At 41.2% G+C, this 20,171-nt stretch carries 16 protein-coding genes and 3 tRNA genes; 7 read left to right on the forward strand and 12 right to left on the reverse strand.

The genetic code is table 11. From position 1 onward, the window contains the following. Window positions 1–133 precede the first annotated feature (133 nt). Window positions 134–1,735 carry a replicative DNA helicase gene (gene dnaB, locus AFM12_RS03120; protein WP_055143815.1) on the forward strand — a complete coding sequence of 534 codons (1,602 nt, stop codon included), beginning with the start codon at window positions 134–136 and terminating at the stop codon, window positions 1,733–1,735. Here dnaB and rlmD read toward each other — a convergent pair. Further along, window positions 1,732–3,138, reverse strand: a complete 1,407-nt coding sequence (gene rlmD, locus AFM12_RS03125; protein ID WP_055143816.1) for a 23S rRNA (uracil(1939)-C(5))-methyltransferase RlmD — start codon at window positions 3,136–3,138, stop codon at window positions 1,732–1,734. The genes dnaB and rlmD overlap by 4 nt on opposite strands. 58 nt (window positions 3,139–3,196) lie before the next feature. Beyond that, window positions 3,197–3,269, reverse strand: a tRNA-Lys gene (locus AFM12_RS03130). Between the two features lie 71 nt (window positions 3,270–3,340). Here AFM12_RS03130 and AFM12_RS03135 point away from each other — a divergent pair. Further along, window positions 3,341–4,075 carry a tetratricopeptide repeat protein gene (locus AFM12_RS03135; protein WP_055143817.1) on the forward strand — a complete coding sequence of 245 codons (735 nt, stop codon included), beginning with the start codon at window positions 3,341–3,343 and terminating at the stop codon, window positions 4,073–4,075. Window positions 4,076–4,116: 41 nt separating this feature from the next. After that, a tRNA-Leu gene (locus AFM12_RS03140) sits at window positions 4,117–4,200 on the forward strand. Between the two features lie 28 nt (window positions 4,201–4,228). Here AFM12_RS03140 and AFM12_RS03145 read toward each other — a convergent pair. Next, window positions 4,229–5,788, reverse strand: a complete 1,560-nt coding sequence (locus AFM12_RS03145) for a DUF5723 family protein (RefSeq protein ID WP_055143819.1) — start codon at window positions 5,786–5,788, stop codon at window positions 4,229–4,231. 121 nt (window positions 5,789–5,909) lie between these two features. On the opposite strand from AFM12_RS03145, the gene AFM12_RS03150 reads away from it, so the two are divergent. Together AFM12_RS03150 and AFM12_RS03155 are read left to right on the forward strand one after the other, a co-directional pair. Next, on the forward strand, window positions 5,910–6,464 hold the full coding sequence (locus AFM12_RS03150) for a DUF6580 family putative transport protein (RefSeq protein WP_229308451.1): 555 nt from the start codon (window positions 5,910–5,912) through the stop codon (window positions 6,462–6,464). After that, window positions 6,461–6,763: a DUF4286 family protein gene (locus AFM12_RS03155; protein WP_055143823.1), complete on the forward strand. Its 303-nt coding sequence runs from the start codon at window positions 6,461–6,463 to the stop codon at window positions 6,761–6,763. The genes AFM12_RS03150 and AFM12_RS03155 overlap by 4 nt, the downstream gene beginning before the upstream one ends. Here AFM12_RS03155 and AFM12_RS03160 read toward each other — a convergent pair. Continuing rightward, complete coding sequence (locus tag AFM12_RS03160; protein ID WP_157687273.1) at window positions 6,760–8,610, reverse strand: putative porin; 1,851 nt, start codon at window positions 8,608–8,610, stop codon at window positions 6,760–6,762. The two genes, AFM12_RS03155 and AFM12_RS03160, sit on opposite strands and share 4 nt — an antisense overlap. 28 nt (window positions 8,611–8,638) lie before the next feature. Continuing rightward, window positions 8,639–9,682 carry a tetraacyldisaccharide 4'-kinase gene (gene lpxK / locus AFM12_RS03165; protein ID WP_082391168.1) on the reverse strand — a complete coding sequence of 348 codons (1,044 nt, stop codon included), beginning with the start codon at window positions 9,680–9,682 and terminating at the stop codon, window positions 8,639–8,641. A 6-nt stretch (window positions 9,683–9,688) separates the two neighbouring features. Between lpxK and AFM12_RS03170 the strand changes: the two genes are divergently transcribed. Continuing rightward, entirely contained in the window at window positions 9,689–10,774 is a 1,086-nt protein-coding gene (locus tag AFM12_RS03170; protein WP_055143829.1) for an o-succinylbenzoate synthase, read from the forward strand. On the opposite strand, the gene hemF is transcribed toward AFM12_RS03170, so the two are convergent. Beyond that, window positions 10,764–11,681: an oxygen-dependent coproporphyrinogen oxidase gene (gene hemF, locus AFM12_RS03175; protein WP_055143831.1), complete on the reverse strand. Its 918-nt coding sequence runs from the start codon at window positions 11,679–11,681 to the stop codon at window positions 10,764–10,766. The two genes, AFM12_RS03170 and hemF, sit on opposite strands and share 11 nt — an antisense overlap. Before the next feature lie 104 nt (window positions 11,682–11,785). Between hemF and hisC the strand changes: the two genes are divergently transcribed. Continuing rightward, window positions 11,786–12,835 (forward strand): histidinol-phosphate transaminase, encoded by a 1,050-nt coding sequence (hisC, locus tag AFM12_RS03180; RefSeq protein WP_055143833.1) that lies wholly within the window; start codon window positions 11,786–11,788, stop codon window positions 12,833–12,835. Window positions 12,836–13,242: 407 nt separating this feature from the next. Here hisC and AFM12_RS03185 read toward each other — a convergent pair. The 6 genes from AFM12_RS03185 to AFM12_RS03210 all read right to left on the reverse strand — a co-directional run bounded on the left by AFM12_RS03185 (window position 13,243) and on the right by AFM12_RS03210 (window position 20,104). Further along, window positions 13,243–13,319: transfer RNA gene (locus AFM12_RS03185), tRNA-Ala, on the reverse strand. A gap of 93 nt (window positions 13,320–13,412) precedes the next feature. Beyond that, window positions 13,413–16,538: a beta-propeller domain-containing protein gene (locus AFM12_RS03190; protein WP_165492334.1), complete on the reverse strand. Its 3,126-nt coding sequence runs from the start codon at window positions 16,536–16,538 to the stop codon at window positions 13,413–13,415. Between the two features lie 7 nt (window positions 16,539–16,545). After that, window positions 16,546–17,010 (reverse strand): C40 family peptidase, encoded by a 465-nt coding sequence (locus AFM12_RS03195; RefSeq protein WP_055143837.1) that lies wholly within the window; start codon window positions 17,008–17,010, stop codon window positions 16,546–16,548. Window positions 17,011–17,025: 15 nt separating this feature from the next. Then, complete coding sequence (locus AFM12_RS03200; protein ID WP_055143839.1) at window positions 17,026–18,399, reverse strand: TlpA family protein disulfide reductase; 1,374 nt, start codon at window positions 18,397–18,399, stop codon at window positions 17,026–17,028. Further along, window positions 18,396–19,484 carry a hypothetical protein gene (locus AFM12_RS03205; protein ID WP_055143841.1) on the reverse strand — a complete coding sequence of 363 codons (1,089 nt, stop codon included), beginning with the start codon at window positions 19,482–19,484 and terminating at the stop codon, window positions 18,396–18,398. The genes AFM12_RS03200 and AFM12_RS03205 overlap by 4 nt, the downstream gene beginning before the upstream one ends. Continuing rightward, a complete protein-coding gene (locus AFM12_RS03210) occupies window positions 19,484–20,104 on the reverse strand; it encodes an ABC transporter ATP-binding protein (RefSeq protein ID WP_055143843.1) in 621 nt (206 codons plus the stop codon). Before AFM12_RS03210 ends, AFM12_RS03205 begins: the two co-directional genes overlap by 1 nt. Between the last annotated feature and the right edge of the window lie 67 nt (window positions 20,105–20,171).

Here is a 20,171-nt window from a genome sequence, read left to right on the forward strand (position 1 = left end):
CACAAACGGGCTCTTCTTATATCAGAGTATTGACTAAAATTGTTGAATAATTTAGACTATCCAACTCTCCTGATTAATCGGGCATATTCCCTAATTTTGTCATGTTCAAATTATCATAAAGAAATCCAGATTAATGACCCCAGATACGGTAGATTTTCAAACCAGAAGTGGTATTGCCCAGGTAACTGACGGCAAGAAACTACCCTATTCAATTGATATTGAGGCTGCTGTATTAGGCAGCTTGCTTATTGACAAAGAGGCACTGTCATTAATTAAAGAACTTGTTCGTGTAAAAACCTTTTATAACGAACAGCACCAGATTATTTATGAGGCGATACTTAAACTCTTTGAAGCCTCAGAACCTATTGATATTGTTACTGTTAGCTCCTACCTCAGAAGTAAAAATAAGATCAGAGAAGCAGGTGGGACCAAGTACTTGACGGAGCTCATGTCTAAGGTAAATTCTGCTTCAAACATTGAACATCATGCTCTGATCATATCCCAATTGAGCATTAAAAGAGAGATGGTAGCAGCCTCAAATGAACTGATGACTCAGGCTTTTGATGAGAACAATGATATCTTCAATGTGCTTGATAATACCGAGCAGTATTTCTTCAAGATTTCGGAGCAAAGCATTAAGCGTCAGTACATGAGCTCGTCTGAAATTATGCGTTTGACGATCGACGAACTGGAGCATAAAAAGCTTGGAAATGACGACGGATTAACGGGTATTCCGAGTGGATTCTCTGATCTTGATAAGTTAACCGGTGGATGGCAGAAGACGGAACTCACTATTATTGCCGCCAGACCGGGTATGGGTAAGACTGCTTTTGTAGTTTCAGCTATGCGAAATGCGGCTGTAGATCATCAGTCACCGGTAGCTATTTTTTCCTTGGAAATGTCTGCCACTCAGCTTATGCTGAGATTGATTTCTGCTGAGGCAGAAATAGAGAGTGAGAAACTCAGAAAAGGAATCTTGGAGCCTCACGAGTGGCAACAGTTGCATACCCGACTAGACAAACTCTCAGCAGCTCCCATCTACATTGATGACACCCCAGCCCTTTCGGTGCTTGAATTGCGTGCAAAATGCCGACGCCTGAAAGCTCAGTTTGGAATTGAAATGGTCATCATTGATTATCTGCAGTTAATGAGTGGAGAGGATGGCACCAACTCGCAGGGTAACCGTGAGCAGGAAATCGCAACTATTTCGAGGTCTTTGAAAAACCTCTCAAAAGAAATTAATGTACCTGTTTTAGCCCTTTCTCAGCTATCCAGAGCCGTAGAAACCCGTGGTGGTGATAAACGGCCTCAGCTTTCAGATTTGAGAGAATCGGGTTCTATTGAGCAGGACGCCGATATGGTAATGTTCTTGTACCGACCTGAATATTACAAAATCACAGAAGATGAAAACGGGAACCCCACCGATGGTATTGGTGAAGTAATCATTGCCAAAAACAGAGCCGGAACCTTGGATACCATCAGGCTCCAGTTTGTAAAAGAATTCACCAAATTCGCTGATTTAGGTTCTGGTATGCGTGCCGGTGGAATGTCTGACTACGGAAAGATTAATTTACCTGGTGGTGCCGGAGATTACAGCCATTTTGAAAATGGAGGTAGTTCAGGCGGCGAGGAGCCTTGGGCCCCTCCTACTTTTTTGCAGAGTAAAGCCAATAAACCTCAGGATACTGATGGCCCATTTGGCGATATTAAGCCTGATGACGAGGTGCCTTTCTAGGCCTTTAAAACCAATTTAGCGATGTTCTCCACATGATGGGTATGTGGAAACATGTCTACTGGCTGAACGTCAGTAATCTCGTATATTTCACTCAATATCTGAAGGTCTCTGGCTTGTGTCGCGGCATTACAGCTCACATAGACAATTCGCTTCGCCCTGATTTTCAACAACATATCCACCACCTCTTTATCCATTCCTGCTCTTGGAGGGTCAGTGATGATAACATCAGGAGCACCTTCTCTAGCAATGAATTCATCATTGAGAATATCACGCATGTTACCGGCGTAGAAAGACGTATTGTCAATTCCGTTGACCTCCGAATTGATTTTCGCGTCTTTGATAGCATCTTCTACATATTCAACACCAACCACTCTTTTAGCCTTTTTAGCCACAAAATTGGCGATAGTGCCCGTACCTGTATAAAGATCATAGACCACGTCTTCAGAACTAATTTCTGCAAATTCCCGGGTCTTTTTGTAAAGCTCGAAAGCCTGGTCTGAATTGGTCTGATAAAACGATTTCACTCCTATTCGGAAACGCAAGCCCTCCATTTCTTCCTCTATGTAGGGCTGGCCACTATAATTATGGGGTTCCAGATCCTGGTAGCTGTCGTTTCTTTTTTGATTGATAAAATAATTCACCGATGTGATATCAGGGAAAGCTTTAATAAAATCACCTAAGCACCTCTCAATCAAGCCAATATCATCTTTAGCAAACTGCACCACCACCATGGTATCACCTGTACTGGCCGTTCTGATCATGATATTTCTGAAAAAACCTTCATGCTTCACATGATCATAAAAAGGCTCTCCACTCTGACGGGCATAAGTATCAAAAAAGCGGCGAATAGCGTTTGAAGGGTCTTCCTGAAGATAACAGGTATCAATGGGCAGTACCTTATCAAAACGTTTAGGCACGTGAAAACCTAAAGCATCTTTGTCAAAATCATTATTATCATTGATTTCTTCGCGGGTGAACCAGCGGGAATTTGAGAAAGTAAATTCAAGCTTATTACGGTAAAACTGAGTTTTTTCAGAAGGCAATATGGAATGAAACTCACCGATCTCTAATTTACCCAATCGAAGGAGCTGATCTCTTACCTGCTGCTCTTTTTGCTTAAGCTGCATGTCATAGGGTATATGCTGCCATTTACAGCCACCACAGATTCCAAAATGCGAGCAAAACGGCTCAATTCTATCAGGAGAATCCTGAAGCCGCTCCAGTACAATGGCCTCAGAAAAGTTTTTTCTTTTGCGGTTAATCTGGAGTTTTACCAGATCGCCCGGAGCAATATTAGGTGTAGTGATAAAAATGACCTGACCCTCATGCTTTGCAATGCATTTGCCTTCTGCCGCAAAGTCAAGGACCTCAATTTGCTCAATGATTTTCTTTTTTCTGGCCATGAAAAGAGATGTTTAGGTACAAAAAAACCACCAACGCCAGGCGAGGTGGTTTTTGTTGTGATCCCGCTGGGGCTCGAACCCAGGACCCATACATTAAAAGTGTATTGCTCTACCAGCTGAGCTACGGAATCATTTGATTAACTTTGTAAAATCTTACTCCGTTTCTCAATTGCGAGTGCAAAACTAGAGGAAACCTTTTTAAATGCAAAACCTGAAGTACATTTTTATTTGTCTTTTCTTTACCCTTTTTGTGCAAATTACTGATAGTCAAGGACAATCTCATTTTGCACAAAAAGCAGATTCTTTATTTAGTGAAAAAAAATATCAGGAAGCTGCAAACCTGTACACTGATCTCATCAAAAAGCATGATATCAATAAAGGGCTGGCCTATCTGAAATTGGCCTATATACATGAGAATCAGGGAGAATTTTCGCTCGCTATCTACTATTTAAACGAGTATCATAAGCTTCACCCTGATGAAAAGGTCTTTGATAAGATAAACCAGATGGCAGCCGAAAACGGTTTTCAGGGCTATGGACAGAGCGATCTGAACTTCTTCAGCCTTATCGTCCAGAAAAACACGGTTTGGGTACTTTTAATAGCCACTTTGATTATCACCTACTCTTTTGTTATTCTCTTTTTGAAAAGAAATAAAAATATTACAATTCCAAGAGCCCACAAAGTCAGTTTGACTCTTGGGATTCTGGCTGTTTTATTGGTCATCAACTTTCCGAAAGTTTATAAAACCGGAATCATTAATAAGAAAGAAGCTTTTGTGCGGGAAATGCCAGCTGCTGCAGCCGGGGTTGTAGAAACGCTTTCAGAAGGCAGTAAGGTGAATATTATCGGAAAAAAGGATATCTGGCTTAAACTCTGGGAGGATGGTAAGATCCGGTATATCAAAGAAAATGATCTTTGGATTATTGGTCAGGAATAATTGGAAATTTTAGAAGGCTTTGTAGATTTGCAGCCCCGAACGGCGATGTGGTGGAATTGGTAGACACGCCATCTTGAGGGGGTGGTGGGCTTACGCCCATGGGAGTTCGACTCTCCCCATCGTCACTAAAACACCGTCTGAGAAGGCGGTGTTTTATTTTTTTCTGAATAGTCCTGCCTTCTTCTGCCTCGATTCAGGCTCAAACCAACAATCCAGTAAAGAATTTCCCGGTCTGCGATGGCTAAGGGCTAGGAACAGGCCAGCGTGGGCTGACAAGCTCTTCGGTTTTCCAATACCAAACCAGCCCGTAGCATGATCAATTCCCAGCCAAAGCGGTCCGGCACGCATGGTGGCTCCGAAGTTGAAATTGGCATAATCCTGATCTAAACTGACCGGAAACGAGAATTCCACATATTTTTTCTCAAAGCGTGGGATAATGCTCAAACCGGAATAAGACACGGGCCCCATCCGCCGGTTACCAAACAGGGATTGACGAAGTATACCGCCGACATAGAAACCTTCACGAACCTCATAATCAACCTGTAAATTCAATTTAGCCGGCATGAGAATACGGAAGGAGTTGCCATAGGGTGAATCAGGATCAAAAACATCTTCAATATCACCAACAAACTCCTGAGTGGTGCCGATTTGATAAAAAGTAGCTGGCTGAATCACCCGGCCGCTATTGGCGATTTGACCGACCTGAACCTCATTCACTCCGTTAAACGTAATGAAACCCACATCCGTTAACGATGCTCCTAATCGTAGTTTATACTTATTGACCTCAGGGTCAGGGATAAACTGGCCTTTGTATTTGTAGCGTTGACGGGCATAATTTGGTCTTTGTTCGTAAACAATCCCTATTTCTGCTCCAAAGCCGTTTCCAACCGCCGAAAATGAGGTCATTTGATCAATGACCCAGCCGAAACCCGGAGTGCCCGTAGTAGCAGCCGCATGAAAAAAGCCACCTTGTGCCTGAGGGACCTGAATAGTTTGACTCATATTTAGGGCTGAGTTAGGCTCAATCCGATAATCAACGTCAGTGGCATTGACACTTAAATTGACATTGCTGGTCAATCTTTTTGCGGTAGCACCTACTTTTATAAAAGTCGGACCGTCTTCCCGAATGACTTTGGCGATAGTACCGTAAAATTCATTAACCGCAGCGATATTCATCAAACCATGACTGTCGATATAATCAATGTTTTGTAAAGCCGGATTTCTGGTACCTGTGGCTATGGCCTGAGCAATTACCGGACTGGTATTGGTTAAAGAACCAAAAAGCCTGAACCTCACCCCTCCGGAAATTCCAAAACCTAAACGCGGAAAAGTTAATGTCAACGCCGGGCCTACCAACTCTCCATTGATAAATAACTTTGCTCTGTTGGCATTGGTAAACTGGTAATAAGAGGGTTGCCATACAGGTAAACCTGAAGTAGTAGATAAATATCGGGAAGGTACTGTTTTCGTAATTAACCTGAATAAAGAATATGGAGCAGCCCATTTCAGATGGTTGTTTTGCAGGCCAACACCAACTCCGGCTAAATTGAGGTGAATCTTGTACCGACCATCCACTGCGTGAGCCGGATTGAGATTTACCGCATAGTTCCCGGCATAATTGCTTTGCGACACTCCAATAAAATTCTGAGCATTTAGTTTGAGGCCAAATGTGATCAAAAGTATTATCAGGAAAGCGTTATGCGTTTTTAACAAAGCTATTTCTTGGGTTACGCAAATATATTAATTCAGAATTATCTCTTTAGGGAACGAAATGAATAGTCATTTCATTTGAATACAAGTATGTCAAAAACTATTTTTGTGCCAAAAGAAAGAAATGATGAAAAATAAACAACATATAATTCTGGCTTTACTGTTGGTGATTGTTGCGGCCTTGAGTCGATTGGTAGATCATCCGATGAATTTTACGCCTATCACCGGAATTGCTCTTTTCTCAGCCTTCGCTTTTGAAGGAAAATGGAAATTGATTGTTCCTTTTTCTGCGATTCTACTTTCCGATATTGCTCTTGAGCTTTCTCAAGGCATCGGTTTTCATAACGGAACTATTTTGGTTTATACCGGTTTTGCCCTCATGATTGGTCTCGGTTACCTGATCATCAAAAAGGCTAACCTCCTTAATGTAGCTCTGGCCACTCTTGCCGCATCAACCCTGTTTTTCTTACTGACCAATTTCGCTTTATTTTATCCTGAAGCCACCACAGCAAATGGATTGATGGGTTACCCGCATACTATGACAGGTGTTATTGCTAGTTATACGGCAGGTATTCCTTTCTTTAAAAATATGCTGATTGGTGATTTAATTTTCACCGGAGCCATTTTCTCAGTTTACAGTCTGGCCAACAGATTTATCCTAAATAAGTCATTGGCTTGATACTTTCCAGCTTTACGTTTAACGTCAATTTTTCGCATGCTCTGCTTTTTGAGCAAAGTTTGCGAAATGACTATATCCCTTTTGTAGAAAACTCTGAAGGAGTACACGAGATCAAGGTTTATAAACTATTGACCGAGGTGGATAACGGAGGGGATACCGTTTCAATGCAGGTTTTTTTCAAAACAATGGAAAGCTTCATGGAATTTGAACTCAATCAAAAAGACAAACTAATCGGTCTTATTGAGTCCAAATACAGGGGTAATTATGTTTTCTTTCATACTCTACTCAAAGAGTTTTAATCAAACAAAGGCCAGTTTACTTTCAAATGGAAAGTACGACCCATTGCCAGATAATCAGGCGTGGTGTAGTATCCCTGCGTTGGTACGCCCTTGTTGAGATAATTAAAACTGAAGGCCAGTTTCACTCGTTTGATCATGAAATTAGTGTAAACATCCGCCACCGGATAACCCCAAACATTCTGGCCATCCTGCAAATAGAAACTTCGCAAATAGGGCGAATAAGCGTCACCTGAATAGGCACCTCTGAAATAGAGGTCAGTTCCGAAATACAAATCCAGCACCTTGGCATATTTGACGTGATATTCAAGGTTGAAATTGTTAATAACCGCTGGCAGACGAAATACTTCTTTATTGCCAATAACATTGAGAATAAACCGATTCTCAACTTTCCAGTTCTTTAAACTAACCCCGGCGTTCACATCAAAATCCATCAAAAGAGCCGTACTTTCTAGTTGTTGCGGAGACTGATTTTGATCAAAATAAAGGTGATTGCCTACCAAGTTGATATTTGCCACGGGACTAAACCAGGCTTTTTGACCTGAGAGGTTAATCTTACCCGAAAATGAAGTGTAAGTCAGGTTTTTGAAGTTATTATCCCAGGAAGCCACCTGACTGCTGAATGAATTGAACAACAAATAGGACGGTTTCGATATCAACCTGAAACCAAGATCAAACTGCTTTATTTTCAGATTACTTCGGATAAAAACATTTGGCGATTCGCCTATGCCCAAATAAACCTCATTGTCTAGATAAGAGGTACTGTCCGGAAACCAATAGCCGGCATTTCCACCTACCAGAATTTCTGTTTTTCGATTCCCCGTTTCCCCATCATGAACTGCATTTAGAGCATAAATTCGATTGGTTAAACCTAAACTATACTTGAAACCCTTGAAGGTTCCCTTAAACCCGAAACGATTCTGAATATTATTGAAGAAGTAGTAATTCTTCATTTTTTCAGCTTCTACGCTATCAGGATAAATACCAGAGGGGAAATTTCTTGATATCAAAGTGTCCCGTTGAAAGTATTTCTGTCGTTGGTAATCAAAAACATGAAAGAGCTGAACTCCTTTCGCCAGCTGAAATTGATGATAAATATGAGCATTATTCCATCGCTCGCGAGTGCTAATACCAGTTAGCCGTTCCTGATAGTTCGTATTATAATCTCCGCTGAGGTCAGCCTCCGGAATAAAATTAAGGCCCTCAAAAACGCTGATTCCTCCTTGCTCCTCCTGTTTATGGTTAAAATTCACAAAAGCCCCAAGAAAACGATACTTCTTGTTTTTACTGAGGTAGTTAGTGCTTAAAGTGTAATCCCAATGATCTACCAGACGGTCTTCACTTGTTGAGGCCGACCATTGCTTTGAAGCTACTATCCGATTCACATTTACCGCTACATTAAAGTAAGGACTTATATTCTGAGCATGGGTAAATCCCAGGTTTGACATTCCGTTCCCACTTTGGGTATAAGCCATATTGGTAAAAGGCGACCTTGTATTATAGTATTTGACATTTTCTATATCAGGAGCATAAAATTGAGAAAAAGCCGTCCAGCCCGTTTCTGTGAAAGAGTTTGCCGGAAGCTTAAAGACCATGTTCTTTGCCGCAGTGCCTTCATTACCTAAATCTTGCCAGAGGAGTCCGTTGCGATGATTTAAAGTCATTAAATGAAAACCATCAATGAGCGTGTCAGGGTGATGAAGCAAAGTGTCATCCAGAAGAACATCTTTCTCCATTAAATAACCTGTTGTAGCCGGCCCGTACACATTTTGTACGGTGTCATTCAGAATCTTTTGAGCAGAAGACCAAAATGGAAATAGGAGAAAAAGCAGCCAAAGGCGTTTGCTCATGTTTTTCATTGAAAATTTGGCTGCAAATTTAGCCATTAATTACAGAACCCTTTTCCTCTTTAAATCTTTTATCAGCTTCCATAATATTCCTTAAAAAGTCGGCTTCTTCATCTATTTCCACCTCTATTTTTTGAACGTAAAACCTCGGCTTTTCCTCAGGTTTCAGGAGCTTCTCAATTTTGACCCAATCTTTCTCTGAACAGATGACGGGCAATTTAGAATTGTCAAAAACCAAATCAGCTTTTCGGAAAGCATAATGATCTCTTAAAAGCTTCATTTGCTGAATCTCAAAAGTAGTCTCAATTTGATTAACAAAAGCTTTGTTGTCGGCTAAAGCAGAGACAATATTCACTTTTCCTCCCGTTATTAATGATTCAGCGAAAGTATTTTCAGGTGCATCGACTTTGACTTTTGAAAAATAAACCGCTTGATGCGGACCCGCCGCATTTTGATAATCATCTTTTGAAAAGCTTTCCGGGCATTTGGTAAAGACAATTGCATCGGCCCTCCTTGCTCCTTTTCGTGCTTCTCTCAACTGACCGACTGGCATCAAATGATCTTTAAAAAAAGGCCTCTGATAGGTACTCAATAACAATAGGTAGCCAGGCTTCAAATGTCTATGCTGAAATACGTCATCAAAAAGTATCAAATCCGTTTGAGGATAAGAGGTCATAATTTTCTCAACCCCTTCTACCCTACTTTCACAAACAAAAAAGCGGGCTTGATTTTGATGCCGTTTGAAGAGCATGAAAATTTCATCGCCGACTGTTGAAGCGTCTTCAGAATGGTTAACTTCCCGGAATCCCTTTGTCTTTCTACCATATCCCCTGCTCAAAACAGCTATATTATCAAAATCAAGCTTTTGAATCAAAAACGAAACCATAGGTGTTTTTCCGGTACCGCCAACTGATAAATTTCCTACACCGATACTGAAAACAGGCGGTTCTTTGGACTTCAAAAGGCCGGTATCGAACATAAAATTCCGGAGCCAAGTGATGAATGCATAAATCAGCGACAGAGGCCACAGCAGCGGTCTTAAAAAAAATAGTAATCTTGCAGAGCGATTAACCAAGGAACAATGTCTTTAAAAGCTGAATGCTACAAACATACGTTAAATTTTAAATTTGACGCCGGTACCTCCCGAGGGGTCTTGCGTGAGCGGGATTCATGGTTTATCAAATTGTTTGAAGAAAGTGTACCTGAAGTTTTCGGACTTGGTGAAGCCTCGCCGCTAAAAGGGCTTTCCATTGATTTTAAACCAGAATTAGGCGGTCTGATTACCGGAATTATTGATCAGATTAATGCCGACGAATTAGGTTATAATGAGTTCGAAAAGTTTATCTACTCTGCTCCTCTGGAAAACTGGCCATCCGTCGTTTTTGCTCTGGAAACCGCACTGAAAGACCTTCAGAATGGCGGTCAGCGAAAAATCTACCCTAACGATTTCTATGAAAAAGAGGCTCCTATTTTGATGAACGGGCTCATATGGATGGGCTCTGAAGAATTTATGGCAGGACAAATTGAGAAAAAACTCGAAGAGGGCTTCAGTACTGTCAAAATGAAAATAGGAGCCATTGATTTTGAGACCGAATACAAGCTCCTCAAATCGATGAGAGATTCCTTTTCGGCTAAGGATTTAACACTACGGGTAGATGCGAATGGAGCCTTTAGCCCTGAACAAGCACCGGAAATTCTTGAAAAATTAGCGAAACTGGAGATTCACTCCATTGAACAACCGATTAGAGCTGGTCAATGGGATGACATGGCCAAACTTTGTCAAATTAGCCCTGTGCCGATTGCCTTAGACGAAGAATTGATAGGCCTGAATCCTGGACGTAGAAAAGAGCTTTTAGAAACCATCCAACCGCAATACCTGATTTTTAAGCCCACTCTTCTGGGAGGACTGAAAGCCACCGAAGACTGGATTAGCCTTTGTGAAAAAATGAGCATTCAATGGTGGATGACCTCTGCATTAGAATCGAACATCGGCCTAAATGCCATTGCTCAATTCACCGCTGAGACAGGAAATAAACTCCCACAGGGACTTGGTACAGGGCAACTCTACCATAATAATATTCAATCACCACTTCAGGTGAAAAACGGTCAAATCTTCTATTCAAAAGAGGCTGAATGGGATTTTTCTCAACTCAATTTCAAGAGTTGACCCAGTCGATTCCCTTTTTGAGTAGGGAAATTGTTTTTTCTTCAGCAGAGCCTTTTAACACTTGATGATTATAGGCCCAATTGGCCTCGGCAGGCAAACTCATGAGTATAGATTCGGTTCTTCCTCCGGTAGCCAGACCGAATTTAGTTCCTCTGTCCCATACCAAATTAAACTCCACGTAACGTCCACGGCGTAGCAGTTGCCATTTTTTTTCGTTTTCAGAGTAAGGCTTTTCGGAATTCAGCCTCATCAAATTAGTGTAAATGGGAGCAAAAGCTTCTCCGACTGCTTTGACAAACTCAAAAATCTCTCTTTTAGACTTTTTCAGGCTGGTTTCATTGAGATGATCAAAGAAAATTCCGCCTATTCCACGGGTTTCAGAACGATGCGGAATGTAGAAATACTCATCTGCCCAGGTTTTATATTTTGGGTAAAAACTGATGTCATGCTGATCGCAAACGGCTTTCAATTGCTCATGAAACCACCTGGCCTGAGATTCGTCAACATAATGGGGAGTAAGGTCAATGCCGCCGCCAAACCAATATGTGCCATCAGAGAGCTCAAAATAGCGAACATTCATATGAATAATGGGCACCATCGGACTTACCGGATGCTGAACAATTGAAACACCTGAAGCGAAGAAATCAGCATCATTTTCTATTTTCAACTGCTTTTTCATGTCTTCGGAGGCTGGTCCGCTTACAGCAGAAAAATTAACCCCTCCCTTCTCAATGATATTGCCATTTTGTATCAGACGCGTTCTGCCGCCCCCTCCTGAGTGATGTTCCCAAAGATCCTGATGAAAAGTTCCTTTTCCATCCGTCACTTCAAGAGCATTGCAAATGTTATCCTGAAGCGTTTTAAAAAACGCTTCGATTTCTTCCTTTTGAGGATCAGTCGTATTCATGGGCCAAAATTAGGAAAGTTCGCAGCATCTTTTCGATTTGCCCATACGTTTTGAGAATTCTTATTCTACTTTTGCCGGAGTTTTCTTTTAAAACCGGTCGCCCAATGTCGCTTTACAAAAAATTGATTCGTGAGCATCTTCAGTCTTTAAAACCGTATAGTTCTGCCCGGGATGAATATTCAGGCAAGGAAGGAGTTTTTCTGGATGCCAATGAAAACCCTTTTGGTTCGGTGGCCGGTAAGGATTTAAACCGGTATCCTGACCCCTATCAATGGGAAATCAAAGAGAAACTGGCTGCTCTCAAAAATTGTAAACCGGAGCAAATTTTTCTCGGAAATGGCTCTGATGAGGCTATCGATCTTCTTATAAAGGCCATTTGTGAGCCGAAAAGAGACAATATGATCATACTGCCGCCTACGTACGGCATGTATCAGGTTTGTGCTGATATTCAACAGGTAGAAGTCAGGAAGGCTAATCTGACCGGGAACTATCAGCCTAATCTTGAGGAAATTGCTCGAATTGTGGATGAGCTTACCAAAATCATCTGGATTTGTTCGCCAAACAACCCTACGGGTAATTTGATTGAGGGCTATATCATCGAAAAATTGCTCAATCAGCACCCTGAAGTCATCATCGTGATTGATGAAGCCTATATTGATTTTGCGGAGCAACCTTCTTATATCAACCGACTGTCAGAATTTGAAAATCTGGTTATCATGCAAACCTTCTCCAAAGCCTGGGGAATGGCCGGTTTACGTGTGGGAATGGCCTTTGGTCAGCCGGAGTTGATTGCGATGCTGAACAAGATCAAATATCCATATAACCTGAATTTGCAGTCACAACGCATTATTTCTGAGGCTATTGATAACGTAGAAAAGAAAGACGCTTACGTGGAGAAAATCCTCAAAGAACGATTGAAGCTTTTCAAAAAGCTGATGGAACTGGGCATTGTTCGTCATATATTTCCTTCTGATTCGAACCAACTTCTGGTGAAATTCACCGATGCCAAAGCCATTTTCAACTACCTTCTCGACAAAAAAGTAATTGTAAGAGACCGCTCAAACGTCGTTCTATGTGATGACTGCCTGAGAATCAGTATCGGTACTCAGACGGAGAATAACAAGTTGATTGAGGAGTTGCAGGCTTACAACTAATTGGCCAAACAACCTTCCTTAATATGACGCCTAGTTCTGCGATCTTTTGACTGCCCTCTGCCGGAAAATGAAAAAGCCCCGGAATTTCTTCCGAAGCTTTTTGTAGAGGATACGGGAATGGAACGGGGACGCCCAGTTCAGCGATCTTTTGACTGCCAATTTCCCCTGAAAACGAAAAAGCCCGGAATTTCTTCCGAAGCTTTTTGTATGTGATACAGGAATCTAACAGGGACGCGTAGTTCTGCGACCTTCTGACTGCCAAATCCCTAGAAACGAAAAAGCCCGAATCTTGCGACTCAGGCTTTTTGTGGAGGATACAGGAATAGAACGGGAACGCCCAGTTCTGCGACCTTTTGACTACACTCTCACAGAAAATGAAAAAGCCCGAATCTTACGACTCAGGCTTTTGGTGGAGGATACAGGAATCGAACCTGCGACCTTTTGACTGCCAGTCAAACGCTCTAGCCAACTGAGCTAATCCCCCTTGTTTTGAGCTCTAGCCTCCCGATAGATATCGGGAGAGCTAATCCCCCATTGCGGCTGCAAATATAGCAGAACGCTTTTGATATTTGCAATACTACCAGCCCGGAATCATAAAATTCATTCCAGTCACTACAGGCTTCTTCCCACCGTTATAAAATGGCACCGCCATATATGGTTCTAAGATCAAATAACCTAAAACATTGATTCTCAAACTTAAACCAGTAGTAATGATGGGGTCAGTCTTGAAATTGACTAAGGAATTCCCGAAGCTTTGAAGACCATAGGTTTCTCCAATTTGTCGCTCTCTTGACCATACTAAACCGGCATCCACATAAAAGTTGAGATCACTTGGTAGGTATTGAAAAGGAATCAAAGCAATCTGCTCCGGTCCTGTAAAAGGTAGTCTGACTTCAAAATTGGCGACTGCCAACTGCTCTCCCATCAAAGCACTTTGGGTTATTTCACCCGTTGCCGCTTGCTTGCTGAAGGCATTTCCATAAAAACCATGCATATACCAGGGGAAGCCCAGATAAAGTGGGTTGATTTGGTTCAGGAAGTCCAGATTTTGAGGATTTAGTCGGCCATTGTAAAGCAAACGACCGGCAATGGTAAACGGCTTCACATATTGATATTTCCTCAAGTCCATCAAAAGATCAGTATAAGATGTGGTTCCGAAATACTGCCCCACCTGGAAACGATAACGATAGCCATTCAAAGGAGCAACAGTACCAAAAGTGGCATCATCACCTACCAAAGCTCCATAGACATGATTTAATCTAAAGGGCTCCAGTCCAAAATCTGATGGGTCAAGTTTAACAGGCCTATCCTGAGCAAAAGGGCGGTAATCATACAGATAACCTGAAGGGTCAATGGCGATTTGAGCATATTCAGGATACTCTCTTACTGAAAAGTTGTAGAAACTCATAGAGGTACCTGCTTCAATCCTTTTGGACTTCGAAAAAGGCCTGAAGGCAAAAACTGAGACCTCATCAATAAACAGGCGGTTAATACGCTGATTGACAACCGCGTTATAATAATCTATCCCCCCGGTGTTAGTCAAAGTATCCAGAATGTCATAATCTGTCCCTCCAAAAAACTGGTAAGGGATGTGCGAGACCGATGCACCAAACTGTAAAGGACGTGTCTGATTTAAATAAAAGAATTGACCTCCAAAGTCTTGAATTTCACCGTTTAGAGCCAATGTACCACCCAATTGATTATTATTCAGCATATCGCTGAAAAGACCGGTGATACCACCACCAAGACCTGTGCCGAAACGGGATGTAGAAACACCAAGACCTGAATTTGCCAGATAGTCAAGTTTAAACTTACCCTGATAGGCTTTTTCGTTGAAAACAGAAGTTCTGGTTCTGGACACCAACCCTTCTTTTTCAAGGTTGTTTTGAACAAGATTCCGTCCTTCTTCCCACTCAAATGGTGGTAAAATACCAGCTATTTTGTTAACCTCATTTTCAACCGGGATATTTAATAAATCATTTTCACCAGCTTTGGCGATGGTATAAGCTCCATTGAAGAAATAAGTATAGGCCAACTCGCCTGTTTCGGCAGCCATGCTGAAGGCTGGTGAATACATGGTAATTCCGCTAACCCCGGTGTAGAAATTCGTCAACTGCGTGGCTTTATCTTCTTCAATATTGTATTTGTACAAATTGCGAAAGCCATCACGATCAGAGATGAAAACAATATTCTTGCCCGATGGATCAGCGACAGGATTGAAGTTATCGGCTCCTTTGAAAATATCGAAATTTTCAATTTTGCCACTACTCATTTCATATCGACTGATAGACAAACTGGCCTTTTCAAGTCTTCCTTCACTATCTCCACGGTCTGAAACAAAATAAACGTAACGACCATCAGGACTCCAGGAAGGCTGAATATCTGAATACTCATCATTGGTAAGATTCTTTACTTCCCTTGTTTTCAGATTGAAACTGTACAAGTCTGAAAAACCTTCCATTAAGCCGGAAACCACGACAGTATTTCCATCAGGTGACCAGGCCGGATTCGTGAAAGAATCAACTCCTTTCAGGGTATAAATCTTGTTTGACCCTCTGGCAGCATTGATAATACTGAGTTTATTTTTTCCTTTTGACTGCACCACAATGGCCAGATTCTTACTATCCGGTGACCAGGATCCGGCTGTTTCAATAAAGCTGTAAGAGTCCACGTGACCGGCAAAAGAGCTGCTGGGGATTCGCTTGATTACCTTACCCGTGGCCGCCTCAGCAATATAAATGTCAATAGACAATACGTTTTTTGATGAAATGTAGGCAACATACTTACCGTCAGGGCTAATGGCCGGTGACAGGTTCATTTCGCCGCCATCCTCTTTGGAGGCAATTGCAGAACCTCTGACTTCGATCTCTTTTCCTTCTTTTAATGGACTATAACTATCAACCAAAGACTTTTTAAACTTCGCTGAGAATAGTCCAATATCCATCTTAAAAATACGCTTAAAAGCAGCCTCTATTCCATAAATAGCCGTTTCTTTAAATAAAGGTCGGATGATATCATCACCATAAGTCGCTGTAGTGTAAGCCCAGAAAGCCTGCCCCCACCGATATGGGAAATACTTGTATTGTTTTGTAACCAGGTCCTCAATCGTGGGAATATCGTCATTTTGCACGGCATCACGCATCCACATGGCGGTATGAGAGTCTTCACGACCTATGGACATATACTCGGCAAGGCCTTCGACCATGAAAAGAGGAAGATTCTGAATATTGGCCAAAGAGGTGGAATCTGAGCCATAGGTCATGGTTTGATATTGGAAAGCATGCACCAGCTCGTGGCCCAGTACGTGGTCGGTCTGCCGGTGAGTGTACATCACAGGCATCACTACTCTAGTTCTCAAACCCTCGGTAACTCCTCCGGTACCTTCTCCAATCGTACTACCAATTGCAGTTGTTTCCTGAAAATCAGGATGATTTTTATAAATTATTAAGGGATTTGGCTTGATAAAAGCCAGCTTGAAAACCTCCTGATGAAGTTTATACCAGTGCTCTGTATTCACCAGTAACTGATCGGGCACTGTACGGTTATCAAAATAGTGATATAATTCAATATGTGGACTTTGAAGTACTTCAAAGTCAAATTTCTTGTAGCGTGGTTTATTTTGCCCGAAATACTGTGACTGTGCTTCAGCTACTAAAGTGCCGGCAATCAGCATAACGGACAATACAAAAGCGATTTTCTTCATATTCATATTACTTAGATCTATGATATTCTATAGGTCTGGTCACTTTTACAAATTTATTCTTCCAGTAGTCAGATGCCAAATCGTCAATTCTGACACCTCCGGAAGTAGAAGCATGTAAAAACAATATTTTACGCTTCCCTTTTTTCTTAACTATTACACCGGTGTGGTTTATGCGGCTTCCTGAGGTTTTAAAATAGACTAAATCTCCTTTTCGGGCCTTTTCTAGCTTTTTTAACGTACGAAAAGTCTCAGCCTGTTGATGAGACACTCGTGGTATTTTAATGTCAAAAGTGCTGAAAGCGTTGCATATGACTCCTGAACAATCAATTCCTCTCTGATCATTTCCTCCAAACTTATATGGAGTACCGATATACTTCTTACACTCTTTGACAAATACCCTTGGTGAATAAGCCTTTTGACCATAAATGGGTACTCCTGCTACAAAAAGCAGCAAAATCAACAATTTCTTCATTTGAAAAGCACGTCGTTATTTTATCATAATTGCTTCAAGCTGTTTGATCAGCCCTCTGCCTTCATCAATAGCCGGAGCCATTAAATCTTGAGTTACCCACCTCCCTTCGTCGTCAATTAAAACATAAGAAGGTACCGTAGAAATTCCGTATTGCTTCAAGAGCCTTGAATTCGGGCTTACTCTGGCAGAGAGCCCACCGTATGAGCCTTTGGAGGCCACTTCGGCAAAGTCATCTGGGGTATCTACCGCAATATTTATAATTCTTAAGTCAGCTTTTTTTCGAAAATAACTTTCAACCAGTGGCAGATAGTCCAAATCCTCAAAGCAGGGTTCGCACCATGAGGCCCAAAACACTATTAAAACGTAATCTCCTCGAAAATCTTTTAATGAAAAATACTTATTTGAGGTATTAGAAAGCGTAAATGCGGGTGCCTCTCCCCCATTTTCCTTCATTTCTATGAACTCAGCCTTTTCCTTCAGGAAATTGTCAAATCCTTTCTGGCTATTGAAAGCCGAAAAATCCTTAAGCAAAGCTCCTTTTTGAGAACTATAATCGGGAATATCCAAAATCAGGCTCAATTGAGCGGCCATGAGCCTTTCTGCGATTTCCTTATTAATCAAATTTGACTCAAAACTGTATTTAATGAAATTATACTCAGAAACCGGATCAACAGAAGACGTTAAACCTTGCTTTTGCTGATGGGCAGTTAGTAAGCGTTCGATAAAATTTCCAAATTCAAAGGACTTACTTTGCAGTCCTGCAGCAATCGTTTGAAGCTCAAATTCATCGAATAATGAACCTGCTGGTGGATGATCTAAGAAATAATCTAACCTCAGGTGGTTGGCTTTACCAATGATATCAGCACGCCTCAATCTAAAAAAATCTTCCGAAAAATAAGCTTTAAATTTCTCCAGATATTCTATTTCTTCTTTTTCTAAGCTATTTACCGTTTGAAGATATGTTTCAGGCTTTTCAACGAGAACCTCAAAGAGTGCCGGCTTTGCTTCATCTACAAATTTCTTCCGCTGATTGAGATAATAAACCCATTTAGCAGAACCTTTCCCCTGAGGGTGAAGAGAGTTATAGAAATCAAGACCATCCGCTTTTAAATAGATATCATCTTCCGGCTCTATAATTTGAAATAACAATCCGGATAGCCCGTAGTGGATATCGAGATAAGCGATTTGATCAATCGCGGTATTGAAGTAGAACGCATTTTCATTGTTCAGCTGAAGCGTGTATTCTTCAGGTGGAGCCACCCAGTTTCGGTAAAGAGTGATTTGTAACTGCCTCTCTTCTGCATTTTCAATAACCCCACTAAGCTTAAATGTTTTTTGAGCTTGTGTGGTAAACCAAAAGAGTATAAAAAACAGGGTCAGGAGCCTCATTTATCGTCTGATTGCAAAAGCTCGAAGTTATAATAATTCCGTCGAACGATAAACCCGGAAAGCGTTAAAATGATAATGGCAGAAAGTAATAAAGGCACTTTAAACATCACTAACAAAAATTGGAATACAGCCACAAAGAACATCTTACTGTTGAAGTCTTTTCGGGAAGCAAAAGAACTGTATTGAATACAGTACCAAAAGGTAAGAGCAGCCAGCAAATACAAAATAGCACCGGCTAGCTGGAAAAGACTTACTTTATCAAACCAATTATAGGCAATAAGTATGATTTCAGGGATAATCAATACAAAGGCTTCTAAAACAATAGAAGTGAACTTGCTGGCCTGGTCAAAAGGCAAATTGCGTTCAAAGCCGAGCTTCTGGCTCTCAAAGTTGATTTTCTCAACACCCAACGGAAATAAGCCAACCGAACCCAGAAAAACACCCAAACCTAGTAGCCTAAAGTCGTATTCATCGGTAGGAAAAAGTCGTGCTGCCGCGACAATGAAAAAGACCGAATAAATTTTCATACTTACATACAGTACCCACTTTTCATTAAGCAGGAAACGAACGAAGTAAAAAATCCGGTGCTTGGGTATAAATTGAAATTTGAAATATTTCGTGATCCCTATTTCCTTGTTAAAATTCAAAAAACGCCTGTTTAACCAGATTACCGGGGCAAAAAGAAGAACGAGATTTACCGAAATAACCAAAGCCACAGAGATGTAGTTTTGATTCATCAGTCCCAAAGTCATCATAGCCGCTGCATAAAGTGCGAAAGGTAAATTTAAGTTCAGTTGGAGAGCTAGTAATGAAGTCCATTTGTGTTTAAATGGTAAGATTGAATTATCCTGAAGAAAAGCATATTCCTGCTCCTGAAGTGTCTGATGAACAAACAGAGCACTTTTAAGAACATGGAAAAACCAGGCCAGCCCCACAAATATTAAAAGTGCCGGACGAGCCATAATCACTGTAATGAGCTGACGATGCTCCTGACCACTCATAAATCCGAAACAGAAAAGAAGGAGAAACAGGTAAAAAGCAACATTTTGCCTGTAATACTCCCTGACTAAGGTTCTCTGTAACATTAGCTTACCTGTTTAATGGTCATCTTGTCCACTAAAAAGTGGTGACTGACTCTCAGAGGGCCTGCAGGTAAGGAATGATGCGAAGCAATAAGAATATTGCATTCCTGCTCTGCTAAAAAAGCCAGCAGGTAATTTTGAAAAGCGGCATCAATGGTCGTCAATGGCTCGTCAAGCAGTAGTAAATCGGGTTTGCCGATCAAAGCCGAGATAAGACTTATTTTCTTCAGCATTCCGCTGCTATAATTCCCGATAGGTGTTTCGTAGTATTTCTCTACACCAAAAGACTCTATTAATATTTTAACCTCCGATCCGTCAGATTGATAGACTTTCTGATGATAGTCAATAATCTCTTTCCCGGATAGAAAGGCAGGATAACGTGGTTCGGCATAGCTGTAATTGACCTTTCTTCTGAATTCTACAGTGTTTTGTTTAAGACTTAAACCTTTTAAAGCAATTTCTCCTTCAAAAGGAATGATGCCTGCAACTGCCTTAAAAAAAGTGGATTTTCCGGAGCCATTAACTCCCTCAAACCAGGAAACACCTTTTGGAATGGTTAATTGAGGAACATCGAGAATAAGATGTTCATGATAACTTTTTTGAAATGAAGAAACCTCAAGCATGTATCCAAACTATGAAAAAGCCTGAAATACAGACTTGAGGTTTTCTATGAATGGTTTAAAAACCTTT

Source organism: Jiulongibacter sediminis, assembly GCF_001306455.1.
Classification (GTDB): domain Bacteria; phylum Bacteroidota; class Bacteroidia; order Cytophagales; family Spirosomataceae; genus Jiulongibacter; species Jiulongibacter sediminis.

What these genes read in the sequence shown, in the direction of transcription:
- dnaB (WP_055143815.1), top strand. Translation starts at nt 134, where the DNA reads ATGACCCCAGATACGGTAGATTTTCAAACCAGAAGTGGTATTGCCCAG.
- rlmD (WP_055143816.1), bottom strand. Translation starts at nt 3,138, where the DNA reads ATGGCCAGAAAAAAGAAAATCATTGAGCAAATTGAGGTCCTTGACTTT.
- AFM12_RS03135 (WP_055143817.1), top strand. Translation starts at nt 3,341, where the DNA reads ATGCAAAACCTGAAGTACATTTTTATTTGTCTTTTCTTTACCCTTTTT.
- AFM12_RS03150 (WP_229308451.1), top strand. Translation starts at nt 5,910, where the DNA reads ATGATGAAAAATAAACAACATATAATTCTGGCTTTACTGTTGGTGATT.
- AFM12_RS03160 (WP_157687273.1), bottom strand. Translation starts at nt 8,610, where the DNA reads ATGAGCAAACGCCTTTGGCTGCTTTTTCTCCTATTTCCATTTTGGTCT.
- AFM12_RS03170 (WP_055143829.1), top strand. Translation starts at nt 9,689, where the DNA reads ATGTCTTTAAAAGCTGAATGCTACAAACATACGTTAAATTTTAAATTT.
- hemF (WP_055143831.1), bottom strand. Translation starts at nt 11,681, where the DNA reads ATGAATACGACTGATCCTCAAAAGGAAGAAATCGAAGCGTTTTTTAAA.
- hisC (WP_055143833.1), top strand. Translation starts at nt 11,786, where the DNA reads ATGTCGCTTTACAAAAAATTGATTCGTGAGCATCTTCAGTCTTTAAAA.
- AFM12_RS03190 (WP_165492334.1), bottom strand. Translation starts at nt 16,538, where the DNA reads ATGAAGAAAATCGCTTTTGTATTGTCCGTTATGCTGATTGCCGGCACT.
- AFM12_RS03195 (WP_055143837.1), bottom strand. Translation starts at nt 17,010, where the DNA reads ATGAAGAAATTGTTGATTTTGCTGCTTTTTGTAGCAGGAGTACCCATT.
- AFM12_RS03200 (WP_055143839.1), bottom strand. Translation starts at nt 18,399, where the DNA reads ATGAGGCTCCTGACCCTGTTTTTTATACTCTTTTGGTTTACCACACAA.
- AFM12_RS03205 (WP_055143841.1), bottom strand. Translation starts at nt 19,484, where the DNA reads ATGTTACAGAGAACCTTAGTCAGGGAGTATTACAGGCAAAATGTTGCT.
- AFM12_RS03210 (WP_055143843.1), bottom strand. Translation starts at nt 20,104, where the DNA reads ATGCTTGAGGTTTCTTCATTTCAAAAAAGTTATCATGAACATCTTATT.